This window comes from Pseudomonas sp. MM211 (assembly GCF_020386635.1).
Classification (GTDB): domain Bacteria; phylum Pseudomonadota; class Gammaproteobacteria; order Pseudomonadales; family Pseudomonadaceae; genus Aquipseudomonas.
Genome location: NZ_CP081942.1, coordinates 4,702,564 through 4,727,774, shown reverse-complemented (window position 1 = coordinate 4,727,774; position 25,211 = coordinate 4,702,564). Strand labels below are relative to the sequence as shown.

Here is a 25,211-nt window from a genome sequence, read left to right as displayed (position 1 = left end):
TGCGACATGCAAAGTGTCGAAGAAGTGTCGAAACCGCCGAACTGTTGATATCGATCTGTGACCGAATAGGCAGCCGCTGTGCGCAAATCGGTTGGCAGGCAAGCTGCCGAGTATTAGATTTGCACGGTGAAAAATCGCATATCAAAGGAACTGAAAAAATGCTCGGTCGCAGGATGCTTCCGCTATCACTACTGCTCTTAGTCGCCGTCGCCAATGCACAGGTTTATACCTGGGTCGACGAAAAAGGGCAGAAGCATTTCAGTAGCCAGCCACCCGTTGCCCAACCAGTAAAACCCGTGGAAATCCATCATGGATACATCGGAGAAGGTACGGCTGTGGCACCACAAACTCCCTACGCAACGCCCAGCTCCTCATCAAAAGTAGACAAGCCCTCGAAAAGGCAAATGTGTACCAGCGCCATCCGCTGGGCTACCGAGGAAGTTAAGGATCTTAAGGAGCTGTCTGTAGCTTTATTGAAATCCAAACAGATATCCGAAGCCGAGAACGCTCAGGTGCTTAGAAAGCTTGAGAAAGGCAGTGCAGAACTCAACATGCAGAACTGCCTTGCGAGTTCTGGAGTGAATGAAAAACACTATCAATGTCTCTCAGTGGGGCTTGGTGTGTCGGCTTGTACTGGGGCAGCTGAGGACGCGATGAAAAAGGGTGCAAGTAGGGCTCAGAAGCGATAGTCACGCCCATTTGCTGAAGAAGATCTCAAAATCAGTGATCGGCCCGAACCGCACAGCATCCTGCAGGTGATCCGGTGTGAGGTGCGAGGTGCGAGGTGCGCATAGCGCATGGTCATAGCCAACGATTGATGGCCTAGGATTTTCTGCAGGGTCAGGATGTTTCCACCGTTCATCACGAAGCGACTAGCGAACGTGTGACGCAGAACGTGGGAAGCCTGACCTGCAGGCAAGACCAGCTTGGTAGCGTCCAGGGTTTTGTCGAAGCTGTTGAGGCAGTTCGAGAAGGTGCCGTGCTGTTTGAAGTGCCGGTGGATCTGTTGTTCCAGGAGCGGATCGATTGGGATCGAGCGGACACGCTTCCCCTTGGTATTAACGAAGGTCACCAGTCCGCCGCGTACCCGTTCCGGTGTCAGTGCCTGTGCCTCACCCCATCGAGCACCCGTAGCGAGGCAGATCGCGGCGACCATGGCGACATGGGGCGTCCTGCAGCGTTCTTGAATCACTTCAAATAGGTGATCGACCTGGGCGTCGGTCAGGTAAGCCAGTTCCTTTTCCTGCAGGCGTAGCGGCTTCACCTTGGCCAGTGGGTTGGTGTAGTCGATTTCGTCGAGCTGGTGCAGCACGTTGAAGACTGAACGCAGGGTTGTTCAAGGTCTTTGGATTGGCACCCTGAACCAGTTGCTGTGCACGATATTCAGCGTATTGCTTGCCCGACAGTTTGATCGCTACAGGGTCGCCAAGATCCTTGGCCATAGCGTCCAGCAGTCGGCGGCGTGCATCACCATCAGTCAGAGTGTGCGCGTGCAAAGTTGCCCAGCGGTCGATCAGCGCTGAAAGCCGGCGTGTGTCCTTGATCCTGGGTGACCAGCCTGGCGTTTCCACGATCTTGGAACGGCACGTAGCCTCAAACCGCATGGCCTCAGCTTTGGTCTTGAAGGTCTTGCGGAAGCGCTTGCCTTTGGCCGGTTCGATATCGGCCTTCCAGCGACCGTCAGGGAGCTTTTCGATTGCCATCAGACGGCACGCCCCCATCGCACATGCCTTTCCGTTAGCAGATCCCTGATATGACGATAGAGATCATCCTGGGTCATATCCTTAGCGGCGTAGTGATCGCGAATGACCGGCCAGCAGTCCCATTGCTGGAGGGTCTTAAACGCCTTTTTTGCACCCACCTTTTCCCTTGCCAGCAGGCTGACGAAGTTGCCCAGGAACAGCTCGACGTTCTTGCCAGAGAATCCGCGAGAGGTCTTGTAATAGCGCTTGTACTCAGTGTCATCGAGCAGCGAATCCACCGGCAGATCTACGCGAACGTCTTCACGGATCAGCGTCCAGATGGGCTCAAAATAGCCAGGGCGGCAGAGCAGCTTGAATTGGAGCAGACCATAGCGCCACAGGCCGTCCAGATGAACAGCGAAGGCAGCAAACGAGCTGGTATCGATCACAGCATGGGTTTTCAGATCGAACGAGCCACTAGCGAATTGCTGGATGACCGAATGGTGATAGCGCAGCTCTACGCGCCATACATCGGCGTCAGGATCGTAGTTGTCCGGGTCTTGCGGATCGAAGCTGTCGCGGCGCTTCCAGACGCTTTCCCAGTAGTCGAGCTTATCGGTAGCGCGGGCCTGTTCGGTCTTGTTGTAGATCGCCAGCTGTACGCCACTGGCCGAACCGAACATGAAGGTTTCACCGCGACCGTAGGTGCTGGATTTAGTCGTCCAGTTGATTTCGTTGATGCCGGAAATGTCGCGTTGAGTACGTGCACGACAGTGCATACGGGCGACCAGATCCACAGGCGGTTTCCAGCCCTGCAGGTCTAGAGCAAGGTGGACGGCGCACTGGTTGATTTCGCGATGGCTCAGGACTGCTGCAGCGTAGTAGTCCATGTGTTCCTGCAGGCGCTCAGGCGACAGGGCGTCGATGGCATGGGGCGAGACTTCGATTTTCAGGTGGGCGCCGATGGCGTCGATCTTGGCGTTGAAGTTCTTCACCAGGAGGATGATGCCGAGGTCGGAATTCTGCAGCTTGTACTGATAACCAGAGTCTTTGCTAACACGGCCTGAGTGCCAAATCTGGCCAGCGAATTCGACCATGGTGCCGGGTTTCTCGAACAGGCTCATTACGTCAGGCCGGATCATGCCCCGGTACAACTGGCGCACGGTATCCACGCCACAGCGGAGCAAGCGGACGTTAGTCAGGTCAGTGATAACGGTTGTATGGGAATCAAAAAAGACACGCCCATTAGGTGTTTCTTTGAATTCGCGATTAACCCTGAGTGGCGATCAGGCGGGAGAAGGCGCCCAGGGTTTCTTCCAGAGGGGTGTCGGCATCGTCCTGATGGGCCTGATACAGGTCGATGTAGTCGGTCTGCAGGCGTTTGAGCGAGTCCTCCACGGCTTTCTGGATGTAGTCCGCCTTGAGGCCTTTGCCGCCGTGGCCCATTTCCATTCCGACCTTGGTCGCCAGCACGATACGTTCGCGCTTGCCGCTGCGTTTCAACCATTTGCCGATGATGCTTTCCGACTCGCCGCCCTGATGGCCTGGGGCCCAGGCCGAGTACATGTCGGCGGTGTCGATGAAGTCCAGGCCGTTGTCGACGATGGCGTCGAGCATGGCGAAGGACTGCGCTTCGTCCAGCGTCCAGCCGAATACGTTGCCACCGAAGGCGATGGGCGAAACCTGCAGGCCGGACTGACCGAGAGTGCGTTTGGACATCGAATGCTCCTCGAGTTGATGGGGCGTCAGCGTGTGAGCGCCCAACGGCTTGCGAGGTTCGCCTGGTAAACGCCTTGGCCGCGCGCAGGCATGCCGCAGAAACGACACCGGCCCGGTTCGCGAGGGCGAAACCGGGCCGGTGGCGGGGGGACGATTGGCCAGGCTTACGCGGCGTGCTCGTCCTTGGCCAGGGAGGCCATGTCGATCACGAAGCGGTACTTTACGTCACTCTTGAGCATGCGCTCGTAGGCTTCGTTGATGTTCTGGATATCGATCATCTCGATTTCCGAAACGATGCCGTGCTCGGCGCAGAAATCCAGCATCTCCTGCGTCTCGGCGATGCCGCCGATCAGCGAGCCGGCCAGGCGGCGGCGCTTGAAGATCAGCCCGAACACCTCTGGCGACGGGTGCGGTGAGTCCGGTGCGCCGACCAGGGTCATGGTGGCATCGCGCTTGAGCAGCCCGAGGAAGGCATCCAGGTTGTGCGGCGCGGCAACGGTGTTGAGGATGAAGTCGAAGCTGTTGGCGTGGGCGGCCATCTCGTCGGCGTTCTTCGACACCACCACTTCGGCCGCGCCGAGGCGTAGGGCGTCTTCACGTTTGTTCGGCGAGGTGGTGAACAGCACCACATGAGCGCCCATGGCGGCGGCGATCTTCACGCCCATGTGGCCAAGGCCTCCGAGGCCGACCACGCCGACCTTGTCGCCGGGCTGGACGTTCCACTGGCGCAGCGGCGAGTAGGTGGTGATGCCCGCGCACAGCAGCGGTGCGACGGCGGCCAGGTTGTCGGTGTGGCTGATGCGCAGGACGAATTTCTGGTCGACGACGATGTTGTCGGAGTAGCCACCAAAGGTGTTTTCGCCACCGAATACCGGGCCGTTGTAGGTGCCGGTGAAGCCGCTCTCGCAATACTGCTCCAGCCCTTCCGAGCAGGACGGGCAGCTCTGGCAGCTGTCGACCATGCAGCCGACGCCAGCCAGATCACCGACCTTGAAGGTCGTTACCGCGCTGCCCACTGCGGTGACCTTGCCGACGATCTCGTGGCCCGGTACCGACGGGTAGAGGGTGTTCTTCCACTCGTTGCGCGCGGTGTGCAGGTCGGAATGGCAGACGCCGCAGTAGAGGATGTCGATCTGCACGTCGTGGGTACCGACGGCGCGACGCTGAAAGCGATGAGGCGCGAGAGGTTTGCTGGGGTCCCTGGGCGGCGTAGCCGAGAATGGTGGTCATGGGCAATTCCTATCGTTTGCAATGCGGCTGCGTATGCCGCGGGGGGTGACAAGCGTAGCGCTGGACGCTCGAATGTCGATTGCACAATCCTGCTGCGCTCTGTCCTGATCCTCCACCGATACTTCCTTGCACTCTGCGTGAGAATACCTTGGCAGGACGCTCTGCGTGCGGTTCTCCGGCAGGCGTCCAGGGCGCGTAGCGTCCGTGTCTGGTTACCACACGGAGCGTGGGAGCGAGCAAGCAGGCATGTAGTTTAGTCGCCTGGGTCGAGCGTATCGGCACCCAGGTTTTCCCGGATATCGCTGCGCTTAACCCGGGCTACGGATGCGGGCTTATCGGCTATTGAGGCGGGCGCGCAGCAACGGCGTGAGTTCATCGAACAGCGTTTGTACCGAGCGCAGGGCCAGGCAATCGGGGCGAGTCAGTAGCCACAGGTCAGTATTGCAATCGACCAACGCGTCGCTCAGACGCTCCACGCCATCCAGGCTGCGGGCCATGAAGTCGGGCAGGGCGGCAACGCCGAGGCCGGCTTGCACCAATGTGGCCAGCGCCGACATGCTGCTACAGCGGTAGCGCGGCATCAGGCTGGGGTGAGCCTGATGCCGCCAAGCCACGGTGATGTGGTCGGACATGGAGTCGTCCGGGGTGATCCACGGCAGCGCAGTGGGCGCTTGCAGGAAGAGTTCGCGGTATTCGGGGCGACCGCAGATGTAGTAGGCGGTGTGCCCTAGATGTCGGCCGACCAGGTGCTCGGGTGGAGTGTTGGACAGGCGCAGGGCAATGTCGGCGTCGCGGCGGCTGAGGTTGGCGAAGGTGTTGGTGGTCGTCAGCTCCACAGACAACGCCGGGTAGCGCGGCATCAGTTCGGCCAGGCTGTGCAGTAGTAGATTTTGCAGCACAGCGTCGGTGCAGGTCAGGCGCACGGTGCCACTGATGACTTTCTCACCGTGTTGCAAGGCGATGCGCGCCGCATCCAGAGCTTGTTCAGCGCGCTCGGCCTGCTCGGCCAGCGCCTGAGCGCTTTGTGTCGGCATATAACCACGGCGGCTTTTTTCGAACAGTGCAACCCCGAGGCTGGCCTCCAATTTACGGATGGCGCGAAACACCGTGGAAACGTCCACATGCAATTGTTCTGCGGCCCGCGCTAGAGAGCGCCCGCGTATCAGAGCGAGTACCAGGGCAAGATCGGCATGGCTGATCTCATATTGCGTTGATGCAATCATGAATTGTCTAAATGCCAGTATCGGTTGCGTAATCGCCCACTTATACTCAGACCGTTGCCTTGAATCAAATCCGCGCTGCGGATACTCAGAATAAAGAGGCGCCAGGCTCGTGAGATATCTTCCGCGGGCGCGCCGAGCCAAAAGGAATGCGTCCCATGACTTCGGTTACCCCCCGTGTCGTCCAGCTCAACGAGGCGAACACCTTTCTCAAGGATCACCCGGAGATCCAGTACGTCGACCTGCTGATCACCGACATGAATGGCATCGTGCGCGGCAAGCGTGTTGAGCGCGCCAGCCTGCACAAGGTCTATGAAAAGGGCATCAATCTGCCCGCGTCGCTGTTCGCGCTGGACATCAACGGCTCGACCGTAGAAAGCACCGGCCTTGGTCTGGATATCGGCGACTCCGACCGCATCTGCTACCCAATCCCCGACACCCTATGCAAAGAGCCTTGGCAGAAGCGCCCAACCGCGCAATTGCTGATGACCATGCACGAGCTGGATGGCAAGCCGTTCTTCGCTGACCCTCGCGAAGTGCTGCGCCAGGTGGTGGAGAAGTTCGACGAGCTGGGCCTGACCATCTGCGCCGCCTTCGAACTGGAGTTCTACCTGATCGACCAGGAGAACGTGAACGGCCGTCCGCAGCCGCCGCGTTCGCCAATCTCCGGCAAGCGCCCGATCTCCACGCAGGTCTACCTGATCGACGATCTCGACGAGTACGTCGACTGCCTGCAGGACATGCTCGAAGCCGCCAAGGAGCAAGACCTGCCGGCCGACGCCATCGTCAAGGAAAGTGCCCCAGCGCAGTTCGAGGTCAACCTGCACCACGTCGAAGATGCCATCAAGGCCTGTGACTACGCTGTGCTGCTCAAGCGCCTGATCAAGAACATCGCCTACGACCACGAGATGGACTCGACCTTCATGGCCAAGCCCTATCCGGGCCAGGCGGGCAATGGTCTGCACGTGCACATCTCGCTGCTGGACAAGAAGACCGGCCAGAACATCTTCGCCACCGAAGACCCGGAGCAGCACGCCCCGCTGCGCCATGCCATCGCCGGTATCCTGGAAACCATGCCTGCTTCGATGGCCTTCCTGTGCCCGAACGTCAACTCGTACCGCCGTTTTGGCGCGCAGTTCTATGTGCCAAACGCGCCGAGCTGGGGCCTGGACAACCGTACCGTGGCGGTACGCGTGCCGACCGGCAGCAGTGATGCCATCCGTATCGAGCACCGCGTAGCCGGCGCTGATGCCAACCCGTACCTGATGATGGCGTCGATCCTCGCCGGTATTCACCACGGCCTGACCAACCAGTTGGAGCCGGGTGAGCCGATCGAGGGCAACTCCTATGAGCAGTTGGAACAGAGCCTGCCGAATAACCTGCGTGACGCCTTGCGCCAGCTCGACGACAGCGAAGTGATGAACAAGTACATCCGCCCGGAGTACATCGACATTTTCGTCGCCTGTAAGGAAGCGGAAATGCACGAGTTCGAGACGACCATTTCCGATCTCGAATACAACTGGTACCTGCATACGGTCTGACGGAGCGGCGCAGCCTCACCGGCATAGCCCTGCTAACGTCGCGCCGCCTGTATGCCCAGCCCCGGCCTTTGTCGGCGGGGCTTGCACGATGCTGACGGCTGCGCGGCCTTAGCCAAGTACACCGAACTAGAAACCGCTTGTCTCTTGCCGATGCTAGCGCGGCAGGCCGGCAGCCGGCTTCATCACGATTGCGCGCTTTGATGGTTTTAGGGAGTTTCGCATGACTCAACACGTCGATAGTTACTACGCCGCCTCGCGCAATCCGCGAGTCGATTACCCCACGCTTGGCGAATCCGTCGAGACCGATGTCTGCGTCATCGGCGCCGGTTATACCGGGCTGTCCACGGCGCTGTTCCTGCTCGAGCATGGCTTTCGCGTTACCGTGCTGGAAGCTGCCAAGGTCGGCTTCGGCGCCTCGGGGCGCAACGGCGGGCAGATCGTCAACAGCTACAGTCGCGACATCGACGTCATCGAACGTCAGGTCGGCGCGCGTCAGGCACAACTGCTCGGCGAGATGGCTTTCGAAGGCGGGCGCATCATTCGTGAGCGGGTCGCCAAGTACAACATCCAGTGCGATCTGAAGGACGGTGGCGTATTCGCTGCCATCACTCCGAAGCAGCTGGGCCACCTCGAGTCTCAGAAGAAGCTGTGGGAGCGCTACGGCCATACCCAACTGGAGCTGATGGACGAGCGGCGCATCCGCGAAGTGGTCGGCACCGACCGTTATGTCGGCGGCATGCTGGACATGAGCGGCGGTCATATCCATCCGCTCAACCTGGCTCTAGGGGAAGCCGCTGCGGTGGCCTCCCTGGGTGGCGCGATCTATGAGCAGAGCCCGGCGACCCGCATCGACCGTGGCCCACAGCCAGTGGTGCACACGCCGAACGGGCAGGTGAAGGCCAAGTTCGTGGTGGTGGCGGGTAACGCCTACCTCGGCGGTCTGATGCCGGAACTGGCAGCCAAATCGATGCCCTGCGGCACTCAGGTACTGACCACCGAGCCGCTGTCGGACGATCTGGCCCACAGCCTGTTGCCGCAGGATTACTGCGTGGAAGACTGCAACTACCTGCTCGACTACTACCGCCTCAGTGCCGACAAGCGCCTGATCTACGGCGGCGGCGTGGTCTACGGCGCCCGCGACCCGGCGGACATCGAAGCGATCATCCGACCCAAGCTGCTCAAGACCTTCCCGCAGCTCAAGGACGTGAAGATCGATTACACCTGGACCGGCAACTTCCTGCTGACCCTGTCGCGCCTGCCACAGGTCGGTCGCATCGGCGACAACATCTACTACTCCCAGGGTTGCAGTGGCCATGGCGTGACCTACACGCACCTGGCCGGCAAGGTGCTGGCCGAAGCACTGCGCGGCCAGGCCGAGCGCTTCGATGCGTTCGCCGGCTTGCCGCATTACCCGTTCCCTGGCGGGCAGTTGCTGCGGGTGCCGTTCACGGCCCTGGGCGCCGTTTATTACCAGTTGCGTGATCGCCTCGGTATCTGATGCTGCGCCTGCCGGCGTGATCCGTCGGCAGGCTTTTCCGGAGAGAACAACATGACCCGCATGCCCCTGATCGGCGTTACTGCCTGCCGGCAGCAACTTGGCAAGTACGATTCGCACACCGTCGGCGACAAATACGTCGAGGCCGCGGCTTACGCTGGCCTGCCACTGGTACTGCCGGCGCGTAGCACGCCGAGTGATCCGCATCAGTTGCTCGATCAGTTGGATGGCATCCTGTTCACCGGTTCGCCCTCCAACGTCGAGCCCCGCCATTACCAGGGCACGCCTAGCCTCGAAGGCACTCAACACGATCCGCGTCGCGACGCCAATACCTTGCCGCTGCTGCGTCTGGCGATCGAGAAGGGCGTACCGGTGTTCTGCATCTGCCGCGGCTTCCAGGAACTCAACGTGACCCTTGGCGGCACCCTGTATCAGCGGGTTCAGGAACTGCCGGGTTATCTGGACCATCGCGAGCCGCAGAGCGAGTCGGTCGCCGAGCAGTACGCGCCGCAGCATGCGGTCACCGTGCAGCCGGGCGGAGCGTTCGAGCGCATCGGCCTGCCGCCGCAGTTTCAGGTCAACTCCCTGCACAGCCAGGGTATCGACCGCCTGGCCGACCGCCTGCGCATCGAAGCGCAGGCACCGGATGGCCTGGTGGAAGCAGTCTCGATAGCAGATTCGCCAGGTTTCCTGATCGGCGTGCAGTGGCACCCGGAATGGCGGTTCAGCGAAAACCCCGAGTCGCTGAAGCTGTTCCAGGCCTTCCGCGATGCGTGCCAGGCGTATGCACAAACACGCTGAACCCTGCTGGGTTCAGGGCGCTCTGACGAATAATTCCAAAATGCTGGCAGAGGCTTATGAGTGAATCATCGACCGTCCAGGGAACACCTGTAGCCGGGGCTTCCGCCAAGGGGCTGGCGCAGGGCAAGGTTGGGCTGCTGGCCTGCGTGGTGTTGGGCATTTCCACCATTGCGCCGGTCTATACACTGACCGGCGCCCTTGGCCCGACCGTCCGCGAAGTCGGTGTCTACTTGCCTGCGGTATTCATCGTCGGTTTCCTGCCGATGCTGCTGGTGGCGCTTGGTTACCGGGAGCTCAACGCGGCCGAACCGGACAGCGGCACCTCGTTCACCTGGTCGGCACGGGCATTCGGGCCGATGATCGGCTGGATCGGTGGTTGGGGGCTGGTCACCGCCACGACCATCGTGCTCTCCAACCTGGCGGGCATCGCGGTGGATTTCTTCTACCTGTTTCTTGCCCAGTTGACCGGGCTGGATTGGCTGGCGGGTCTTGCCCAGAACCTGCTGGTGAACATCGTCACCTGCTGCATCTTCATCGCCATGGCGGTGTGGGTCTGTTGCCGAGGCATCGGCATGACCATGGGCGTGCAGTACACGCTGGTGGCCCTGCAACTGGTGGTGCTGATCGGTTTCGCGCTGGCCGCCTTCGCCGCTGCGCCGGACAGCTCGCCGGTGGTCTTCCATCCCGAGTGGTTCAACCCGTTCAACATCGACTCGTTCTCTGCGTTCGCGGCGGGTCTGTCGCTGTCGATCTTCATCTTCTGGGGCTGGGATGTCTGCCTGACGGTCAGCGAAGAGTCGGTGGGTAGCGAGAAAGTGCCTGGGCGAGCGGCTACCATCACCGTGCTGCTGATTCTCGCTCTCTACCTGTTCACTGCGGCGGCTACCCTGCAGTTCGCCGGCACCGGCGATACCGGCCTGGGCTTGGGCAATGCGCAGATCCAGGAAAACGTCTTCGCCCACCTGGCTGGCCCGGTCATGGGGCCGCTGGCGATCCTGATGTCCATCGCGGTATTGGCGAGCACGGCGGCATCCCTGCAATCCACCTTCATTTCGCCGGCGCGTACGCTGTTGGCGATGGGGTATTACCGCGCTGTGCCGAAGCGCTTCGCCAGCGTGCATCCGCTTTCGCAGACGCCACGTTATGCCACCATCGCTGCGGGCATCGCCACGGCGGTGTTCTACGTGACCATGCGCACCCTGAGCGAGAACGTGCTGGCCGACACCATCACCGCCTTGGGCATGATGATCTGCTTCTACTACGCGCTGACTGCATTCGCCTGCGTGTGGTATTTCCGCCACAGCCTGTTCGACAGCGTGCGGCACTTCTTCATGCGTGGCCTGTGCCCGTTGGTAGGGGCGGTGATGCTGTCGATCATCTTCTGGCAGACCACCTTCGACAGCATGTCACCAGACTTTGGTAGCGGCTCGCACATCGGCGGGCTCGGCCTGGTGTTCGTCATCGCCGTGGTGATTCTGCTGCTGGGCCTGGTGCTGATGTTCATCGCCCGCTGGCAGTCCCCGGCATTCTTCCTCGGCAACACCCTGCAGCGGCAGGTGAAGCCCGTGAAAGAGCCTGCTGGTAGCCTGGGTTGAGCACTAACAGACCGTAGCCTGGCGTTGAGCGCAGCGATACCCAGGAGATTTCCCCGGGTGTCGCTGCGCTCGACCCAGGCTACAGAACCATCGCTCCAGCCATCGCTTCAGAAACGACAAAGGGACGCCGAGGCGTCCCTTTGTGCGTTACCGGCTAATGGTCAGGCTGCCTGGGTTTTCCCGTCGGCTTGGCGAATGGCGCGGTTGAGTGCGCTGAACAGGGCGCGGAAGCTTGCGGTGGTGATGTTCTCGTCGATGCCGATGCCGTGCAGCGGGCGTTGGCCGTCGAGGCGGATCTCGATGTAGCAGGCCGCCTTGGCGTTGGCGCCAGCGCCGATAGCGTGCTCGTGGTAATCCATGATCTCCACCGACAGCGGTACGCTCGATACCAACGCTTCCAGTGCACCCTTGCCAGCACCGCTCCAGCGTTGCACGGCGCCGTCTACCTGCACTTGCACCTCGACGTTGCTGTCGCCGTTCTCTTCCTGCAGGCGGTGACCTTTCAACTCGTAAGGTGCCTTGGCTTGCAGGTATTCACGCTCGAGCAAACCGTGAATCTGCCCGGCAGTCATTTCCAGGCCAAGGCGATCGGTTTCGCCCTGAACCACCTGGCTGAACTCGATCTGCATGCGACGCGGCAGGTTGATGCCGTACTCCTGCTCGAGCAGGAAGGTGATGCCACCCTTGCCGGACTGGCTGTTGACACGAATCACTGCCTCGTAATCGCGGCCGATGTCGGCCGGGTCGATTGGCAGGTAGGGCACTTCCCAGACCTGGCCTTCCTTCTGCTGGGCGAAGCCCTTGCGGATGGCGTCCTGGTGCGAGCCGGAGAAGGCGGTGTGTACCAGGTCACCGACATAGGGGTGACGCGGGTGCACCGGAATCTGGTTGCAGTCTTCGACCACCTTGCGCACGGCGTCGATGTCGGAGAAGTCCAACTGCGGGTCGATGCCTTGGGTGTAGAGGTTCAGCGCCACGGTCACCAGGCACACGTTGCCGGTGCGCTCGCCGTTGCCGAACAGGCAGCCTTCGACACGGTCGGCGCCCGCCATCAGGCCCAGCTCGGTAGCCGCCACGCCGGTGCCACGGTCGTTGTGGGTGTGCAGGCTGATCAGCACGCTGTCGCGCTTGTCGACGTGCCGGCCGAACCACTCGATCTGGTCGGCGTAGTTGTTCGGCGTGGCGTTCTCGATGGTGGCCGGCAGGTTGAGGATCAGCTTGTTCGCCGGGGTCGGCTGGAACACCCCGATCACCGCGTTGCACACCTCGACGGCGAAATCGATTTCGGTGGAGCTGAACACTTCAGGCGAGTACTCGAAGCCCCATGCGGTTTCCGGTGCGGCTTCGGCCAGGCGCTTGATGGTGGTGCCTGCGGAAACGGCAATGGCTTTGACGCCAGCCTTGTCCTGGTTGAAGACGATCTTGCGGAAGCTCGGCGCGCAGGCGTTGTAGTAATGAACGATGGCCTTCTTGGCGCCCTTGAGCGATTCGAAGGTGCGCTCGATAAGGTCGTCGCGAGCCTGGGTCAGTACCTGGATGGTGACGTCATCCGGGATGTGGCCGCCTTCGATCAGTTCGCGCACGAAGTCGAAATCGGTCTGCGAGGCGGACGGAAAGCCCACTTCGATTTCTTTCAGGCCCACGGCGAGCAGGCACTTGAAGAAGCGCATCTTCTTCTCGGCATCCATCGGCTCGATCAGCGACTGATTGCCATCACGCAGGTCAGTGGACAGCCAGATCGGCGCCTGGTCGATGATCTTGTCCGGCCAGGTGCGATCCGGGATGTTGATCGGGGTGAAGGCGCGGTACTTGTTCGATGGGTCTTTGAGCATGCTCATGGAAAATTCCTGAAGACGAAGGCCGGCAACGGCCGAACTGAAAACAAAAAGATGAAGAAGGGATAAGCGGGGAGCGGGTTTGCCGACGTGCCTGGGCGCCAACAGACCCTAGCGCAGTCGCTGAGCGACCAGGCATAGATTGGCGTGTTGCCGGAGGAGAATGAGGGTTTGCGAGACGTTCATGTGGCCAACCCTACCCAGTGAGGGGAAAGCTGGCAAGCCTGTCTTGAAAATTGGTGAAAACCACCAAGGTGTGTTTCTTGGTGGTTTTTTATTGCGCTATATCCGCCGTTTAAGCTGCTGCATTGCGCGCCGAGAACCGGTGCTTATGGCTGCTCAACTCCGGCATTGAGCATCGGGCGCAGCTCGCGCATATCCGCACCGCTCGGGTGCTGGAACACGCGCAGACCGAATTCCGGGAGTATCGCGAACAGGTGGTCGAAGATGTCCGACTGGTAGCCCTCATAGGGCACCCACGCCACGGTGTTGGTGAAGCAGTACAGCTCCAGCGGCAGGCCATCGGCGGTCGGCTGCAGTTGGCGAACCATCTGCGTCATTTCCTGATTGATGCCCGGATGCTGGCGCAGGTAATGCTCCACATAGGCGCGGAAGGTGCCAAGGTTGGTGACCCGACGGGTGTTGGCCGGCTCTTGGGCGGCCTCGGCCAGTTCGGTGTTCCAGCTCAGCAGCTCGCTCTGCTTGTTGCTCAGGTACTGGCCGAGCAGCAGAAAGCGTTGCAGGTGAGCGATCTCTTCCGGGCTGAGAAAGCGCACGCTGGTCTGATCCAGATACAGGGCGCGTTTGATCCGCCGGCCGCCAGACTCCTGCATGCCGCGCCAGTTCTTGAACGGGTCGCTGATTAGGCGTTTGGTCGGAATGGTGGTGATGGTCTTGTCCCAGTTCTGCACCTTGACTGTGTGCAGGGCGATATCGATCACGGCGCCGTCTGCGCTGAGTTGCGGCATCTCGATCCAGTCGCCGACGCGCAGGATGTCGCTGGAGGAAATCTGCACGCTGGCGACCAGCGACAGCAGGGTGTCCTGGAAAATCAGCATCAGCACCGCCGCCATGGCGCCCAGGCCCGACAGCAGTATCAGCGGCGAGCGGTCGATCAGGGTGGCGATCATCAGGATGGTGGCGATGGCGTAGATGACGATGGTCACCACCTGGATGTAGCCCTTGATCGGCTTCAGGTACGCATTGGGGCGGCGCTGGTAGAAGGTGTTGACCAGGTTCAGCACGCCGCCGATGGCCAGAGCAATGGTCAGGATGATGAACGCGCTGCAGACATTGTCCACCACCGTGATCACGGCAGGGGGCAGGTGCGGGACGATCTTGATACCGCTGGTGAGGATCAGCGCCGGCACGATGTTGGCCAGGCGGCGTACCACGTGGGAATCGGCCAGGGCTTTGTCCTGGCCCATGGTGGTCGACCGCAGGGCACGGTAAAGGCCGCGCACCAGAATGCGTTTGACGATCCAGTTGGCCAGCCAGGCGCCAATGAGCAGCAGACAGAGGCTGATCAATGTGTGCAGTTCGGGGTATTGCTGCAGCCACTCGAGGGTGGACTGGTAGTGCTCTTTCATCGCGTCTCTCGCTTGTTTCATGACTGCCCGCGGCGAGGCTTGGATCGCGGCGGGCGCGTACCATAACAAACGCGGGCTGCAGGCGGGTAAGTGCGCACCTTTGGTTACCATTCAGGTCTAGGATTTAAGGTGCTTCGAGGAGCAGAGCGATGAAGTGTGGATACACAGCTTTGGTGGTCGTCGGTCTGGCACTGGCGGCCTGCTCGCAGTCACCGTTACGTGACGAGAGCCTGCCGTTACCTGAGCGCCTGGCGCACCTGGGCTATCAACAGGGCGAGCCAGTAAATAGTATCCAGGGCTATCGGATCGACGGCTGGCAGTATGTGGACAAGACCCACATCATTCTCGATGACGGCCCGGGGCGCGCTCATCTGGTGACCTTTTCACGACCCTGTCGCAACCTGAATTTCAGCAACACACTGGGCTTCAGCACCACGGTGGGGACGCTGACACGTCTGGATCGCATCATATCGAGCGACAGCAGCGGCTTTCCCGAGCATTGCCTGATCGGCGAACTGTATCGCCTGGAGAAGGTGCCCAAACCGGGCAAGTGACACCGTGAGTACGACACGAAGGGCCGCTCCCGCGCATGAGCACGGGAGTGGCAGGGCGATCAGAACTCGCCGCGCAGGGTGAGGGCGAGGTTGCGGGGTTCGCCGTAGTAGTAATTCACGCCGGTGGCGCCAATCTTCTCGTAGTAGTGCTTATCGAAAAGGTTATTGGCATTCAGCTGCATTGAATAATGATCGTTGAAGCGATAACCGACGACTGCGTTGTACACCGCATAACCACCTTGCTGAGCGCGTACTGCACGACCATTGGATGTTCCTTCGGCATAGATGTCACTCTGCGCCTGAACGCCACCGCCGACCGTCCAGGCCGAAAGCGTGTCGGGCAGACGATAGGTCGTGAAGAGTCGCAGCATGTGCTTGGGGTCAGTAGTGCGCAGCGCGTTACCCTGGTTGGCCGCGGTGTCCTTGAGGTACTTGGTGGTGGTGTAGGTGTAACCAGCGCCGATCTGCCAGCCACTCAGTAGTTCGCCGGAAACCTCGAGCTCGACGCCTTCACTGCGGCTCTTGCCTGACGCGAGATAACAGGCGCCCAAGGCATTGTTGGGCAAACAGCGGATGTTGTTGTCGGTAGCCGCTGCATCCTGCAGCGCTTTGCCAACCAGATTGGTGCGGAATACCGCCATGGAACTGTTCAACCGCCCTTCGTAGAATTCGCCCTTGAGGCCCAGCTCATAGACTTCACCGGTCATTGGGTCGAGCAGGCCGCCCGAGGTGTCGTATCTGCTCTGTGGAGAGAATATCTCGGTGTAGCTGGCGTAAGCGCTGATCGCGTCGGTCAGGTCATAGATCAGGGCGCCATAGGGCACAACTTCGCGGTTGATGCTGTAGTCGGCGCTCTTCGAGTCTTGCAGGTCGTAGTCGTACCAGTTAAGGCGTGCGCCGATGATGGCGGTCAGCGGGTCGGCCAGCGGGATGCTCCAGTTGGCATAGACCGCTTCCTGGGTGGTAATGCTGTGAGTCTGCGGAATGGCGGTGGTTGGCCCTGCTATCCAGTTGATGTTGGAGGGATTCCAGTTACGAATGTCGACCACCAGGTTTTGACCGTTGGCGTCGACATAGTTACCCCATACCGAGTCGATTCCGATGGAGTCGGTCACGTTACGTTCGGCACCCAGAGTCAGGTGGTGCTCGCGGCCTAGCAGGTCGAAATTACCATCCAGTACCGCGCCTAGATTGGTGTAATTGGTGCGGCCACCACCATCGCTACTGTTATAGGACACGTTCCAAAGATAAGGGTTAGTGGAGCCGCTTGGGCGAGCCAGATTGGTTTGCTGGAAGCCATGATCCTTGTAAGCGAAGCGACTACGGCTGCCGGTCAGTTTGAGATTCCAGTCATTGGCGAAGGCATGTTCCAGCTCGCCGAAGAAGTTCACGTTGGTACGATCCCAGCGTGCCCAGTTGGCGCCGAAGAACGTATCGCGGTCGAACGGCAAGGGTGAGCCGTCCAGATCCGCTGGGAGGTTGCCCCAGGCACCGGTAGCGTCCAGTTCGGTATATTCCAGCCCGCCAGTGAGCACGGTGCGGTCGCTGAGATCAGCGGACAACACGGTGTACACGACATTTTTGCGCTCCATGCGCGTGTCCTGGAAAAAATCCTTGTCGTCGTGCACGGCAATCACACGGCCGCGAATCGCACCGCCTTCTACCAGTGGGCCGGAGATATCTGCGACGTAGCGATTGGCATCCCAGGAGCCTGCTGTGTAGCTGGCGGAGCCTTGGAATTCTCGGGTTGGCCGCTTGCGCACCAGGTTCGCTGTTCCTGAGGGATTGCCCGAGCCGCGCAGCATGCCGCTGGCACCACGCAGCACCTCTACGTGATCCAGAGTGGCTGCGTCCGGTTGGATGAAGTTGCCGCCGCCGGCCCCTTGGGCAACGGTCGCGCCATCGAACTGGATGGCGTCGATGGAGAAGCCGCGCGAGTAGTAATTGACCCGCTCACTGTCGGTGTAGTCGACCACCACGCCAGGCGTCTGCTCGAGCATCTCCTTGAGGTTGGTGAGGTTCTGATCCTTCATGCGCTGTTCGGTCAGCACCGTCACCGACTGCGGCGTGCGGCGCAGCGATTGTGGCGTCTTGCCGATGCTGACCGCGCCGGTGGTGTACGAACCACTGCCTTCGGTGGTGCCGCCCAGCCCGGTGCTGCTGATTGCCGTTGCACCCAACTCCATGGCGCTGCCCACGTCCAGGCGTTCGCTGAGGATAAAGCTGCCGTTACCCTGGTTCAGGGCTTCCATATCGCTGCCTTGCAGCAACTGGTTCAGCCCCTCGTGAACCTCGTACTCACCTTGCAGGCCGAGGGAGTTCTTGCCGGCTGTTTGCTGAGGGGTAGCGGCGAGGGTGATCCCGGCGGTGCGGGCGAACTGGTTGAGGGCATCGGCCAGCGGGCCGGCAGTAATCGAGTAACGTTTAACGCTGGAAGTGCTACCAGGCTCGTCCGCCAGCAGGCTTGCAGGGGCGGTAGCGAAACCCAAGGCTGCACCGAACAGGGCGTAGCGCAGGGCGCGATTGAGTGGGGTGAGGCGGGCGGCGTCTAAGCGTGGTTGCATGGGGCTCACTGTCGACAGAACGGCGATGAATAGGAATGGTTCTGATTCCTTGCCGAACCTTGTCGGAAAAGCCGACAGTTTTTTTCAAACTTTTTTCAGCGTGATAAAGGCGTGCTTTCAGCTTTGCATGCAGATGGGGGCGGTTGGCGTCAGGCTGCTTCCACTCGAACCCACCAGCGCGTCATGTACTGCACGCGAATGGGCAGGGTCTGCGCCATGACCCGCAACAGCTCATCCGTATCGTTGAGACGGAACACGCCGGACAGGCGCAGATCGGCAACGCCCTTGGCGTAGCCGAGATGACCCTTGCGGTAACGGCCGACTTCGTCGAGAAAATCCTCCAGGCGCATGTCGCGGGTGACAATCAGCCTTTCGCGCCAAGCGGAGGGATCCATATCGTCACGTTCGTACAGTGAAGCGCTGCCATCGGCGACCTGATAATGATTGCCACCGGTGGCTTGAAAAGCGGGTATGCCGGCCACTGCGACCTGACCTTGCTCGACGTTCAGGCTGATGCCGCCATCACGTATGCGCAGGCCGAAGCGGGTGGCTGGTTCTGCCCCTGCCTTAGCCTCGAACAATCCCTGCGGCGTACTGACTCGCAATGGGCGCTGGCTGTCGGCGGTGCAGCTTACGAACAGCTCGCCCTGGCGCAGCACGATCAGGCGCTGCCTGGCGTCGAAGCGCACATCCACGGCGGTATCGGTATTGAGGTCGAGTTCGTCGCCGTTGCCGAGCGCCAGGTGGCGATGCTCGCCCACGGCGGTTGCCTGGTCTGCCAGTAGTGGCTGGACGATGGACAGATCCTTGGCCAGCCAGGCACTGCCGCCAGCAACGGCCGTCAGCGACAGCAGCTTGAGCGCCTGTCGGCGGCGCAGGCGCAAAGCCGAGTTCTCCAGCGTATCGACGGTACCTGCGGGCAGGGTGCGCAGATCCTGGCTCATTTCCGCATGCATACCGCTGACCCGTTGCCAGGCCCGTTCGTGGCCGGCGTCCTCGCGGCGCCACTGCTCACACTGGCGACGCAGCGCCGGGGCGTCGTTCTGCTGCAGGCGCATCAGCCAGCCGATCGCCTGTTTGACCCGACGGGCTTCGGCATCCTTGTTGGCGAGGTTGCTCATGCGTCTTCGTCGCCGTAGCGCAGCAGGTAGCAGTGATACAGCGCGTCGGCGATATAGCGCTCTACGGAACGAACCGATACGCCCAGACGTTCGGCGATTTCCCGGTACGACAGGCCTTCGCACTGGGCAAGCAGAAAGGCGGTGCGAACCCGAGGTTTCAGACCGTCGAGCATCAGTGCGATGCGTTCGAGCAATTCCAGCACCAGCTCCCGGGATTCCGGCGAGGGGGCTTCTGCGTCCGAGAGGTGAGCGATGCTCTCCAGCCAGGCGCGCTGCAGCTCCTCGCGGCGCCAGTGGTCGATCACCAGGCCGCGGGCGACGGTACGCAGAAACGCGCGGGGCGTGTCGATGGCACTCAGGTCGCAGCGCTGGATCACCCGCAGGAAAGTGTCATGGGCGAAATCCGCTGCATCGCTGGCATTGCCCAGGCGGCCGCGCAGCCACGCCTTCAGCCAGCCGTGATGGTCGCTGTAGAGCGTGTGGATGACAGTGCGTTGGGGTGAGTCGAGGGCGGACATGAATAACTAGGAGTGAGTCTGATAATTCCTCGCATTGTCATTCCCGCGCTTATTCTTTGCAATGCCGTAGACTGGCGGATGATAAGTGGCAGCCACGGATTTCACTGGCTGACACGCGAGAAGTGGCGGCGCGCCCAATCACCGCCCTGGTCAGCGCCTCAATTGGCGTAGGCGTATTCCCCACCTCTTTCCAGGGCGCGCTGGTAGGCGGGGCGGGCATGGATACGTTCCAGGAAGGCCTTCAGCCGAGGGCGGCTGGCATCCAGACCGCCTCGCGAAGTGGCTGCCTCCAGTGGGAAGCTCATCTGAATATCGGCAACGCTGAATTGCTCACCGGCGAACCAGGTGCTCTTGCCCAGCTCGCCTTCCAGATAGTCCAGATGCAGCTGCAGTTGTGGGGTCACAAATGCCTTCTTGACCTTCTGTGCAATGCCGCGGGCGATGGGTTTGACGAAGAAGGGCATCGGGCTGCTTTCCACCTTGTCGAACACCAGCTTGAGCAGCAGCGGTGGCATCGCCGAGCCTTCCGCGTAATGCAGCCAGTAGTTGCAGCGCAGGCGCTCGGGGCTGTCTGCGGGCGGCAGCAGGGCCGGGCCATAGCGGTTGGCAAGGTAGTCGATGATGGCGCCGGACTCGGCCACCGTTAGGTCACCGTCGGTAATCACCGGCGACTTGCCCAGCGGATGCACGGCGCGCAATTCCGGCGGGGCGAGCATGGTCTTCGGGTCGCGCTCGTAACGCTGGATCTGGTACTCCACGCCCAGTTCTTCGAGCAGCCAGAGGATGCGCTGCGAGCGCGAGTTGTTCAGGTGATGGACGGTGATCATCATGGCTCCCGGTCGGTGAGGACGCCGATAGCCATCTGCAGCGCTGCATGCAGGCGATCAGCGAGTAGTCGTCACTCTACACGCCAACGCCCCGCGCGGGTTAAGGCTTGAAAGCGCCAATGAAGATCGCCGGGTCGACCCGTGCGTCGTTGAGGCTGACGTTCCAGTGCAGGTGCGGCCCGGTCGCGCGGCCCGTAGCACCGACCTTGCCAAGCACGCCGCCGCGCGGCAGCTCGTCGCCGACCTTCACGCCGATCTCCGACAGGTGACAGAACATGCTGATCAGGCCCTGGCCGTGGTCGACGAAAACGGTCTTGCCGTTGAAGAAGTAGTCGCCCACCAGGATTACCTTGCCGGCCGCCGGTGCCTTGATCGGCGTACCGCGATTGGCGGCGAAATCCAGCCCGGAGTGCGGGTTGCGTTCCTCGCCATTGAAGAAGCGGCGCAGCCCGAAGGGGCTCGACAGCGGGCCGTTGACCGGCTTGTCGAACATCAGGTTGCTCGGTTGCCGGGGGCTGAACTGCTGGTAGGCGCGGGTCTGTTCGGCCAGTTCCCGCTCGATGCGCGCGAGGTTCTTGGCGTTGGGATTGACCTGCTGCTGGTTCTTGATGGTGATGCGCTGCTCGACGTAGGTCTTGCTGCCTACCTGAAAACTCATGCGCTGGCCGCCCGATTCGATCTGCTGGGTGCCGGGTTTGACGCTCAGTGGTATCCCGACGATGGCGATCCAGCGCTGCTGATCTTCGTGTACCACCAGCACCGGTTTGCCCTGGTAGGTAGCGCTGGGCGCACTGGCCGAGGCGCCGAGGTCGACCACGGCAACGCCACCGGGCACCGGCTTGTTCAACAGGCGGCTGATGAAGCCTTCGGCGTGAGCGGGCAGGGCGAGGCAGAGGGTGAGCAGCAACAGCAGGGAGCGCATTGATTTTCCTTTTATCGAGGCTTTAGAGCGGCTCTCTCAGGGAGACGGTGGACATTCTGCGGGCCACTAATCGTCGGGAAGAGCGCGGCTCCTATATGGGGGCGTGAGTTCTGTAGGAGCCCGCTTGCGGGCGATGCGAGCGTGGCCATGATTCTCAATCCAACAGCGAAAGTGTTACCGGTGCAACGTGGTTGTCTTCGACGCGTACATCCAGCTCGCCTTCGCCCAGGCGCGCCTTGAGGCGTTGCCCTGGTTGGGTGGCGGCGGCGCTGCGGATAGCCCGGCCACGGTCGTCGAGCAGGATGCTGTAACCGCGCCCAAGGGTTGCCAGGGGGCTGACCACGTGCAGCGTCTGCATCTGGCTCTGCAGCAGCAGGCGGCGCGCCTTGAGCCCTTCTTTCATGGCCCTTGGCAGACGCTCGGCGAGGCTGTCGAGGCGCTGGCGCAGCAGCTTGAGGTGACGCCCCGGATGCTGCCCGGCCAGGCGAGCCTGCAGCTGCGCGAGCTTGTGTGCGCGCCCATTGACCTGCTGCACATAGGCGCGGCGCAGGCGCATGTCGAGATCGTCGAGGCGCTGGGCCTGTTGCCGCAGCCGCTCGCCGGGGTGTCGCATACGCCGGGTAAGGCCCTCGAGGCGCATGCGTTCACGGGCCAGGCGGCCATTGATGGCCAGGGTGAGACGGCGTTGCAGCACCGTGACCCGCTGCACCAGATCATCGCTATGGGGCGCCAGCAGCTCGGCCGCGGCTGACGGCGTAGGGGCGCGTACGTCCGCGACGAAATCGCTGATCGATACATCGGTTTCATGACCGACCGCGCTGACGATGGGCGTGACGCAGGCATCCACGGCACGTGCCACGGCCTCTTCGTTGAAGCACCAGAGATCCTCCAGCGAGCCACCGCCACGAGCGAGGATCAGCGCATCGAAGCCCTGGGCATCCGCCAGCTTCAAGGCGCGGACGATCTGCGCCGTGGCCTCGCGGCCCTGCACAGCGGTAGGGATCAGACTCAGTTCGACCTGCGGTGCACGGCGGCGAAACACGCTGATGATGTCGCGGATCACTGCGCCGGTGGGCGAGCTGATGATGCCGATGCGCCGGGGGTGAGCGGGCAGGGGGCTTTTGCGCTCGGCGGCGAACAGCCCTTCGGCGCCTAGCTTCTCCTTCAAGGCCTCGAAGGCCAGGCGCAGGGCACCGTCACCGGCCGGCTCCACGGAGTCGAGAATCAGCTGATAGTCGCCACGGCCCTCGAACAGCGAAACCTTGCCGCACACCTTGACCGCCAGGCCGTCACGCAGTGCCTGGCGTACCCGCGCAGCGTTCTGTCGGAACAGCGCACAGCGCACCTGGGCCTGGCTGTCCTTGAGGGTGAAATAGATATGCCCGGAGGCCGGCCGTGCGAGGTTGGAAATTTCTCCCTCGACCCAGATGCCACCGAAGACATCTTCGAGCAGCAGGCGTGCGCGGTTGTTTAGCTGGCTGACGCTGAGTACCTCGCGGTCGAGGTTCAGGCGTTGGAACGGGTCTTTGATCATGGGCGGCATCATAAGCCGAGGCGCGTGTGGCCGAAACCGTGCGTCATCAAATGAAGCAGATACGTTGCCTGCGACGCGACGCCGCTGCAGTTGCAGCGGGCTCTGGCGTATCATCGGCATGCAAATGATAATCCTCTGCATAGGCAGCCCAGATCACCCAGGCTGCGACTGCCCCGAGCCACCATGAATCCGACTGCTCCGCTCTCTGCACCGCGCGTTCTGGTGGTCGACGACCATCGCAAGATTCGCGAGCCGCTGGCCGTTTATCTGCGCAAGCACGCGTTCGATGTGCGTACCGCGGAAAGCGCCGAGGGCATGTGGCAGTTGCTCGACGGTCAGCCGTTCGACGTGGTGGTGTTGGATGTGATGCTCCCTGACGGCGATGGCTTCGAGCTATGCAGCCGTTTGCACCGGCGCAATGGCGTGCCGGTGATTCTGCTGACCGCTCGCGATACCATCAGCGACCGCATCCGTGGGCTGGATCTGGGCGCCGATGATTACCTGACCAAGCCCTTCGAACCACGGGAGCTGGTGGCACGCATCAACAGCGTGCTGCGCCGGCGCGGCGCGGTCAGCGCCGAGCCTGCGCCGGTCGAATCGGCGCCGCAGCCGCTGGTGCGCCATTACCAGTTCGCCGGCCTGGCCTTCTCCAGCGGCAGTGGCAGCCTGAGTGACAGCAATGGGCAGGCGACCCGTCTGAGCACGGCGGAAGGGCGCTTGCTGCAGGTTTTTCTCGACCACCCCAACCAGGTACTGGATCGCGCCCGGCTGATCGACCTGACGGCTCGCCCGGACAGCGATGTGTTCGATCGCACCATCGACCGCCAGGTCAGCCGCCTGCGCCGCAAGCTGACCGACAGCGCCGGCTGTGACGACCTGCTGCGCACCGTGTGGGGCGGCGGTTACATGTTGGTCGCGGAGGTGACGCGCTCATGAGGTTGCTGGCGCGCCTGTGGCCGCAGCGGCTGGTTCATCAGTTGGCGGTGTTGCTGATCGTCGCGTTGCTGGCATCCCATGCTATTGCCGTCCTGCTGCTGCAGCGCACCGGCGCGCTGGTGCATCCGCTGTCCCGTGCCCAAGTACTGGAGCGTCTGGGTACCGCTTACCACGCGGCCGTGGAATTGAATCACGGCGATGGCGAGCGCCTGTTGATATCGATGGGCGGCGTCGAGGCGCGTTTCTGGATCGCCGCCGAGGCGGATGTTCCGGGCTTCGAGATGCACCCGGAAGAGTTACGCCTGACCGCCGAGTTGGCCAATGAGCTGCAGGCTCCTGCAGACCTGATCCACATGCAGCTCGAACGCATCGGCGGCGGGCCCGCTCGCGAAGATGTGCTGAGCCCCGCCGGCTGGGAGCCGTTGCGCCTGCGCAGCAGTATCAGGCTGCCGTCGGGGCAGTACCTCAATGCGTTGCAGCATCCATCCGGCGCCTATGAATGGAGCCGCCTGCTGGCGTACGCCTTGCCGGTGAGCATCGTGCCGATTCTGTTGATCCTGCTGTTCTTCATGGCCCGAGTGGTGCGCCCGTTCAGGACGCTGGCCGCGGCCACCGAGCGCATCAGCCGGGGTGAGCGCATCGCACCGCTGTCGCTGTTCGGCCCGCGCGAGGCTCAGGAGCTGAGCCAGGCCTTCAACCTGATGCAGGAGCGGCTGGCGCGGCACGTGGAAGGGCGTACGCGGATGCTCGCGGCGCTCAGCCATGACCTCAACACGCCCTTGACCGAGCTGCGCCTGCAGCTCGAGTTGCTCGATGACGGCCCCTTGCGCGAGGACTTGCTCGACAGCCTCGACGAGCTGCGTGCGATGGTCGCCGAGACCTTGGACTTCATCCGCGACGATGCCGTGCAGGAGCCTACGGTGCGCCTGTCATTGACCGTGTTGCTCGATGACTTGGCGCGGCGTTATCGCACCCTGGGTCAGCCGGTCAGTTGGCAGGCGGGGCCCGAGGTTTTCTGTCGTTGCCGACCGCTGGCGCTCAAGCGCGCGCTCACCAACCTGATCGACAACGCCCTGCAACACGGCGGCGATGCGGTGATCAGCCTGGAGCGCACGGCTGCGGGCGAGATAGGCCTGGAGATTCTCGACCACGGGCCGGGTATCGATCCCGCGCGACTGGAACAGGTGTTCGAGCCGTTCGTGCAGCTCAATGCCGAGAAAAGCGCGAGGGGGCTGGGCCTCGGTCTGGCCATCGCCCGCGCGTGCGTGCAGGCCCACGGTGGCGAACTGACCCTGGAAAACCGCCCGCCCGCCGGTCTGTGCGCGGTGGTGCGTCTACCGGCGGAGGGTCATTGAGTTGCGCCGCCCGGCAGTGCTCCGATCGTTCCTCACGCTCCGCGTGGGGATGCCTCCGCAGGACGCTCAGTGTCCGACCCAGATGCAATAGCAGGCGCGGAGCGCCCAGGGCTGAACGCCCACGCGGAGCGTGGGAACGATCAATCCAAAACGTGCGCCCGTAGGGTGGGCTT

18 protein-coding genes and 3 pseudogenes are annotated in these 25,211 nt (G+C 62.0%); 8 read left to right on the top strand and 13 right to left on the bottom strand.

Annotated features, from left to right (window positions below; all coding sequences use genetic code 11):
• The first annotated feature begins 119 nt into the window (after positions 1-119).
• On the top strand, positions 120-689 hold the full coding sequence (locus K5Q02_RS21755) for a DUF4124 domain-containing protein (protein WP_225834224.1): 570 nt from the start codon (positions 120-122) through the stop codon (positions 687-689).
• Here the strand turns inward: K5Q02_RS21755 and K5Q02_RS21750 are convergent.
• From K5Q02_RS21750 to K5Q02_RS21730, 5 genes and pseudogenes are all read right to left on the bottom strand, one after another.
• Positions 690-1,703 (bottom strand): annotated as a pseudogene (locus tag K5Q02_RS21750) (phage integrase).
• Entirely contained in the window at positions 1,703-2,893 is a 1,191-nt protein-coding gene (locus K5Q02_RS21745) for a hypothetical protein (RefSeq protein WP_225839818.1), read from the bottom strand. Before K5Q02_RS21745 ends, K5Q02_RS21750 begins: the two are co-directional and overlap by 1 nt.
• Before the next feature lie 73 nt (positions 2,894-2,966).
• Positions 2,967-3,401: pseudogene (locus K5Q02_RS21740) on the bottom strand (aldo/keto reductase); the annotation flags it as partial.
• A gap of 164 nt (positions 3,402-3,565) precedes the next feature.
• Positions 3,566-4,631: pseudogene (locus tag K5Q02_RS21735) on the bottom strand (NAD(P)-dependent alcohol dehydrogenase).
• A 332-nt stretch (positions 4,632-4,963) separates the two neighbouring features.
• Positions 4,964-5,854, bottom strand: coding sequence for a LysR family transcriptional regulator (locus K5Q02_RS21730; protein WP_225834222.1), 891 nt, complete (start codon positions 5,852-5,854; stop codon positions 4,964-4,966).
• Between the two features lie 155 nt (positions 5,855-6,009).
• Here K5Q02_RS21730 and K5Q02_RS21725 point away from each other — a divergent pair, with 155 nt between their 5' ends.
• The 4 genes from K5Q02_RS21725 to K5Q02_RS21710 all read left to right on the top strand — a co-directional run bounded on the left by K5Q02_RS21725 (position 6,010) and on the right by K5Q02_RS21710 (position 11,283).
• Positions 6,010-7,392, top strand: a complete 1,383-nt coding sequence (locus K5Q02_RS21725) for a glutamine synthetase family protein (protein WP_225834220.1) — start codon at positions 6,010-6,012, stop codon at positions 7,390-7,392.
• 220 nt (positions 7,393-7,612) lie between these two features.
• Positions 7,613-8,890: an NAD(P)/FAD-dependent oxidoreductase gene (locus K5Q02_RS21720; protein ID WP_225834218.1), complete on the top strand. Its 1,278-nt coding sequence runs from the start codon at positions 7,613-7,615 to the stop codon at positions 8,888-8,890.
• A 51-nt stretch (positions 8,891-8,941) separates the two neighbouring features.
• Positions 8,942-9,688 (top strand): gamma-glutamyl-gamma-aminobutyrate hydrolase family protein, encoded by a 747-nt coding sequence (locus K5Q02_RS21715; RefSeq protein WP_225834217.1) that lies wholly within the window; start codon positions 8,942-8,944, stop codon positions 9,686-9,688.
• A gap of 56 nt (positions 9,689-9,744) precedes the next feature.
• Positions 9,745-11,283: an APC family permease gene (locus tag K5Q02_RS21710; RefSeq protein WP_225834215.1), complete on the top strand. Its 1,539-nt coding sequence runs from the start codon at positions 9,745-9,747 to the stop codon at positions 11,281-11,283.
• A 161-nt stretch (positions 11,284-11,444) separates the two neighbouring features.
• Here the strand turns inward: K5Q02_RS21710 and leuA are convergent, their stop codons facing one another.
• Together leuA and K5Q02_RS21700 are read right to left on the bottom strand one after the other, a co-directional pair.
• Entirely contained in the window at positions 11,445-13,121 is a 1,677-nt protein-coding gene (gene leuA, locus K5Q02_RS21705) for a 2-isopropylmalate synthase (RefSeq protein WP_225834213.1), read from the bottom strand.
• Between the two features lie 326 nt (positions 13,122-13,447).
• Positions 13,448-14,707, bottom strand: coding sequence for a mechanosensitive ion channel family protein (locus K5Q02_RS21700; RefSeq protein WP_225834211.1), 1,260 nt, complete (start codon positions 14,705-14,707; stop codon positions 13,448-13,450).
• A 149-nt stretch (positions 14,708-14,856) separates the two neighbouring features.
• Between K5Q02_RS21700 and K5Q02_RS21695 the strand changes: the two genes are divergently transcribed.
• Positions 14,857-15,261 carry a DUF6491 family protein gene (locus K5Q02_RS21695; protein ID WP_225834209.1) on the top strand — a complete coding sequence of 135 codons (405 nt, stop codon included), beginning with the start codon at positions 14,857-14,859 and terminating at the stop codon, positions 15,259-15,261.
• Positions 15,262-15,320: 59 nt separating this feature from the next.
• Here K5Q02_RS21695 and K5Q02_RS21690 read toward each other — a convergent pair whose 3' ends face one another.
• From K5Q02_RS21690 to xseA, 6 genes are all read right to left on the bottom strand, one after another.
• A complete protein-coding gene (locus K5Q02_RS21690) occupies positions 15,321-17,825 on the bottom strand; it encodes a TonB-dependent siderophore receptor (protein WP_225834207.1) in 2,505 nt (834 codons plus the stop codon).
• 149 nt (positions 17,826-17,974) lie between these two features.
• Entirely contained in the window at positions 17,975-18,946 is a 972-nt protein-coding gene (locus K5Q02_RS21685; RefSeq protein WP_225834205.1) for a FecR domain-containing protein, read from the bottom strand.
• A complete protein-coding gene (locus tag K5Q02_RS21680) occupies positions 18,943-19,464 on the bottom strand; it encodes a sigma-70 family RNA polymerase sigma factor (RefSeq protein ID WP_225834203.1) in 522 nt (173 codons plus the stop codon). Before K5Q02_RS21680 ends, K5Q02_RS21685 begins: the two co-directional genes overlap by 4 nt.
• A 158-nt stretch (positions 19,465-19,622) precedes the next feature.
• Entirely contained in the window at positions 19,623-20,291 is a 669-nt protein-coding gene (locus tag K5Q02_RS21675; RefSeq protein ID WP_225834201.1) for a glutathione S-transferase, read from the bottom strand.
• A 100-nt stretch (positions 20,292-20,391) separates the two neighbouring features.
• Complete coding sequence (locus K5Q02_RS21670; RefSeq protein ID WP_225834199.1) at positions 20,392-21,213, bottom strand: M23 family metallopeptidase; 822 nt, start codon at positions 21,211-21,213, stop codon at positions 20,392-20,394.
• Between the two features lie 154 nt (positions 21,214-21,367).
• Complete coding sequence (gene xseA, locus K5Q02_RS21665; RefSeq protein WP_225834197.1) at positions 21,368-22,747, bottom strand: exodeoxyribonuclease VII large subunit; 1,380 nt, start codon at positions 22,745-22,747, stop codon at positions 21,368-21,370.
• 183 nt (positions 22,748-22,930) lie between these two features.
• Between xseA and K5Q02_RS21660 the strand changes: the two genes are divergently transcribed.
• Both K5Q02_RS21660 and K5Q02_RS21655 read left to right on the top strand, forming a co-directional pair.
• Positions 22,931-23,683, top strand: coding sequence for a response regulator transcription factor (locus tag K5Q02_RS21660; RefSeq protein WP_225834195.1), 753 nt, complete (start codon positions 22,931-22,933; stop codon positions 23,681-23,683).
• Between the two features lie 29 nt (positions 23,684-23,712).
• Positions 23,713-25,038, top strand: coding sequence for a sensor histidine kinase (locus K5Q02_RS21655; protein WP_225839817.1), 1,326 nt, complete (start codon positions 23,713-23,715; stop codon positions 25,036-25,038).
• Positions 25,039-25,211: the final 173 nt, after the last annotated feature.

Excerpts from the sequence above, each read along its gene's own strand:
- K5Q02_RS21725 (WP_225834220.1), top strand. The coding sequence starts at position 6,010 with ATGACTTCGGTTACCCCCCGTGTCGTCCAGCTCAACGAGGCGAACACC.
- K5Q02_RS21720 (WP_225834218.1), top strand. The coding sequence starts at position 7,613 with ATGACTCAACACGTCGATAGTTACTACGCCGCCTCGCGCAATCCGCGA.
- K5Q02_RS21685 (WP_225834205.1), bottom strand. The coding sequence starts at position 18,946 with ATGAGCAACCTCGCCAACAAGGATGCCGAAGCCCGTCGGGTCAAACAG.
- K5Q02_RS21690 (WP_225834207.1), bottom strand. The coding sequence starts at position 17,825 with ATGCAACCACGCTTAGACGCCGCCCGCCTCACCCCACTCAATCGCGCC.
- K5Q02_RS21710 (WP_225834215.1), top strand. The coding sequence starts at position 9,745 with ATGAGTGAATCATCGACCGTCCAGGGAACACCTGTAGCCGGGGCTTCC.
- K5Q02_RS21700 (WP_225834211.1), bottom strand. The coding sequence starts at position 14,707 with ATGAAAGAGCACTACCAGTCCACCCTCGAGTGGCTGCAGCAATACCCC.
- K5Q02_RS21695 (WP_225834209.1), top strand. The coding sequence starts at position 14,857 with ATGAAGTGTGGATACACAGCTTTGGTGGTCGTCGGTCTGGCACTGGCG.
- K5Q02_RS21675 (WP_225834201.1), bottom strand. The coding sequence starts at position 20,291 with ATGATCACCGTCCATCACCTGAACAACTCGCGCTCGCAGCGCATCCTC.
- leuA (WP_225834213.1), bottom strand. The coding sequence starts at position 13,121 with ATGAGCATGCTCAAAGACCCATCGAACAAGTACCGCGCCTTCACCCCG.
- K5Q02_RS21670 (WP_225834199.1), bottom strand. The coding sequence starts at position 21,213 with ATGCGCTCCCTGCTGTTGCTGCTCACCCTCTGCCTCGCCCTGCCCGCT.
- K5Q02_RS21660 (WP_225834195.1), top strand. The coding sequence starts at position 22,931 with ATGAATCCGACTGCTCCGCTCTCTGCACCGCGCGTTCTGGTGGTCGAC.
- K5Q02_RS21680 (WP_225834203.1), bottom strand. The coding sequence starts at position 19,464 with ATGTCCGCCCTCGACTCACCCCAACGCACTGTCATCCACACGCTCTAC.
- K5Q02_RS21715 (WP_225834217.1), top strand. The coding sequence starts at position 8,942 with ATGACCCGCATGCCCCTGATCGGCGTTACTGCCTGCCGGCAGCAACTT.
- xseA (WP_225834197.1), bottom strand. The coding sequence starts at position 22,747 with ATGATCAAAGACCCGTTCCAACGCCTGAACCTCGACCGCGAGGTACTC.
- K5Q02_RS21730 (WP_225834222.1), bottom strand. The coding sequence starts at position 5,854 with ATGATTGCATCAACGCAATATGAGATCAGCCATGCCGATCTTGCCCTG.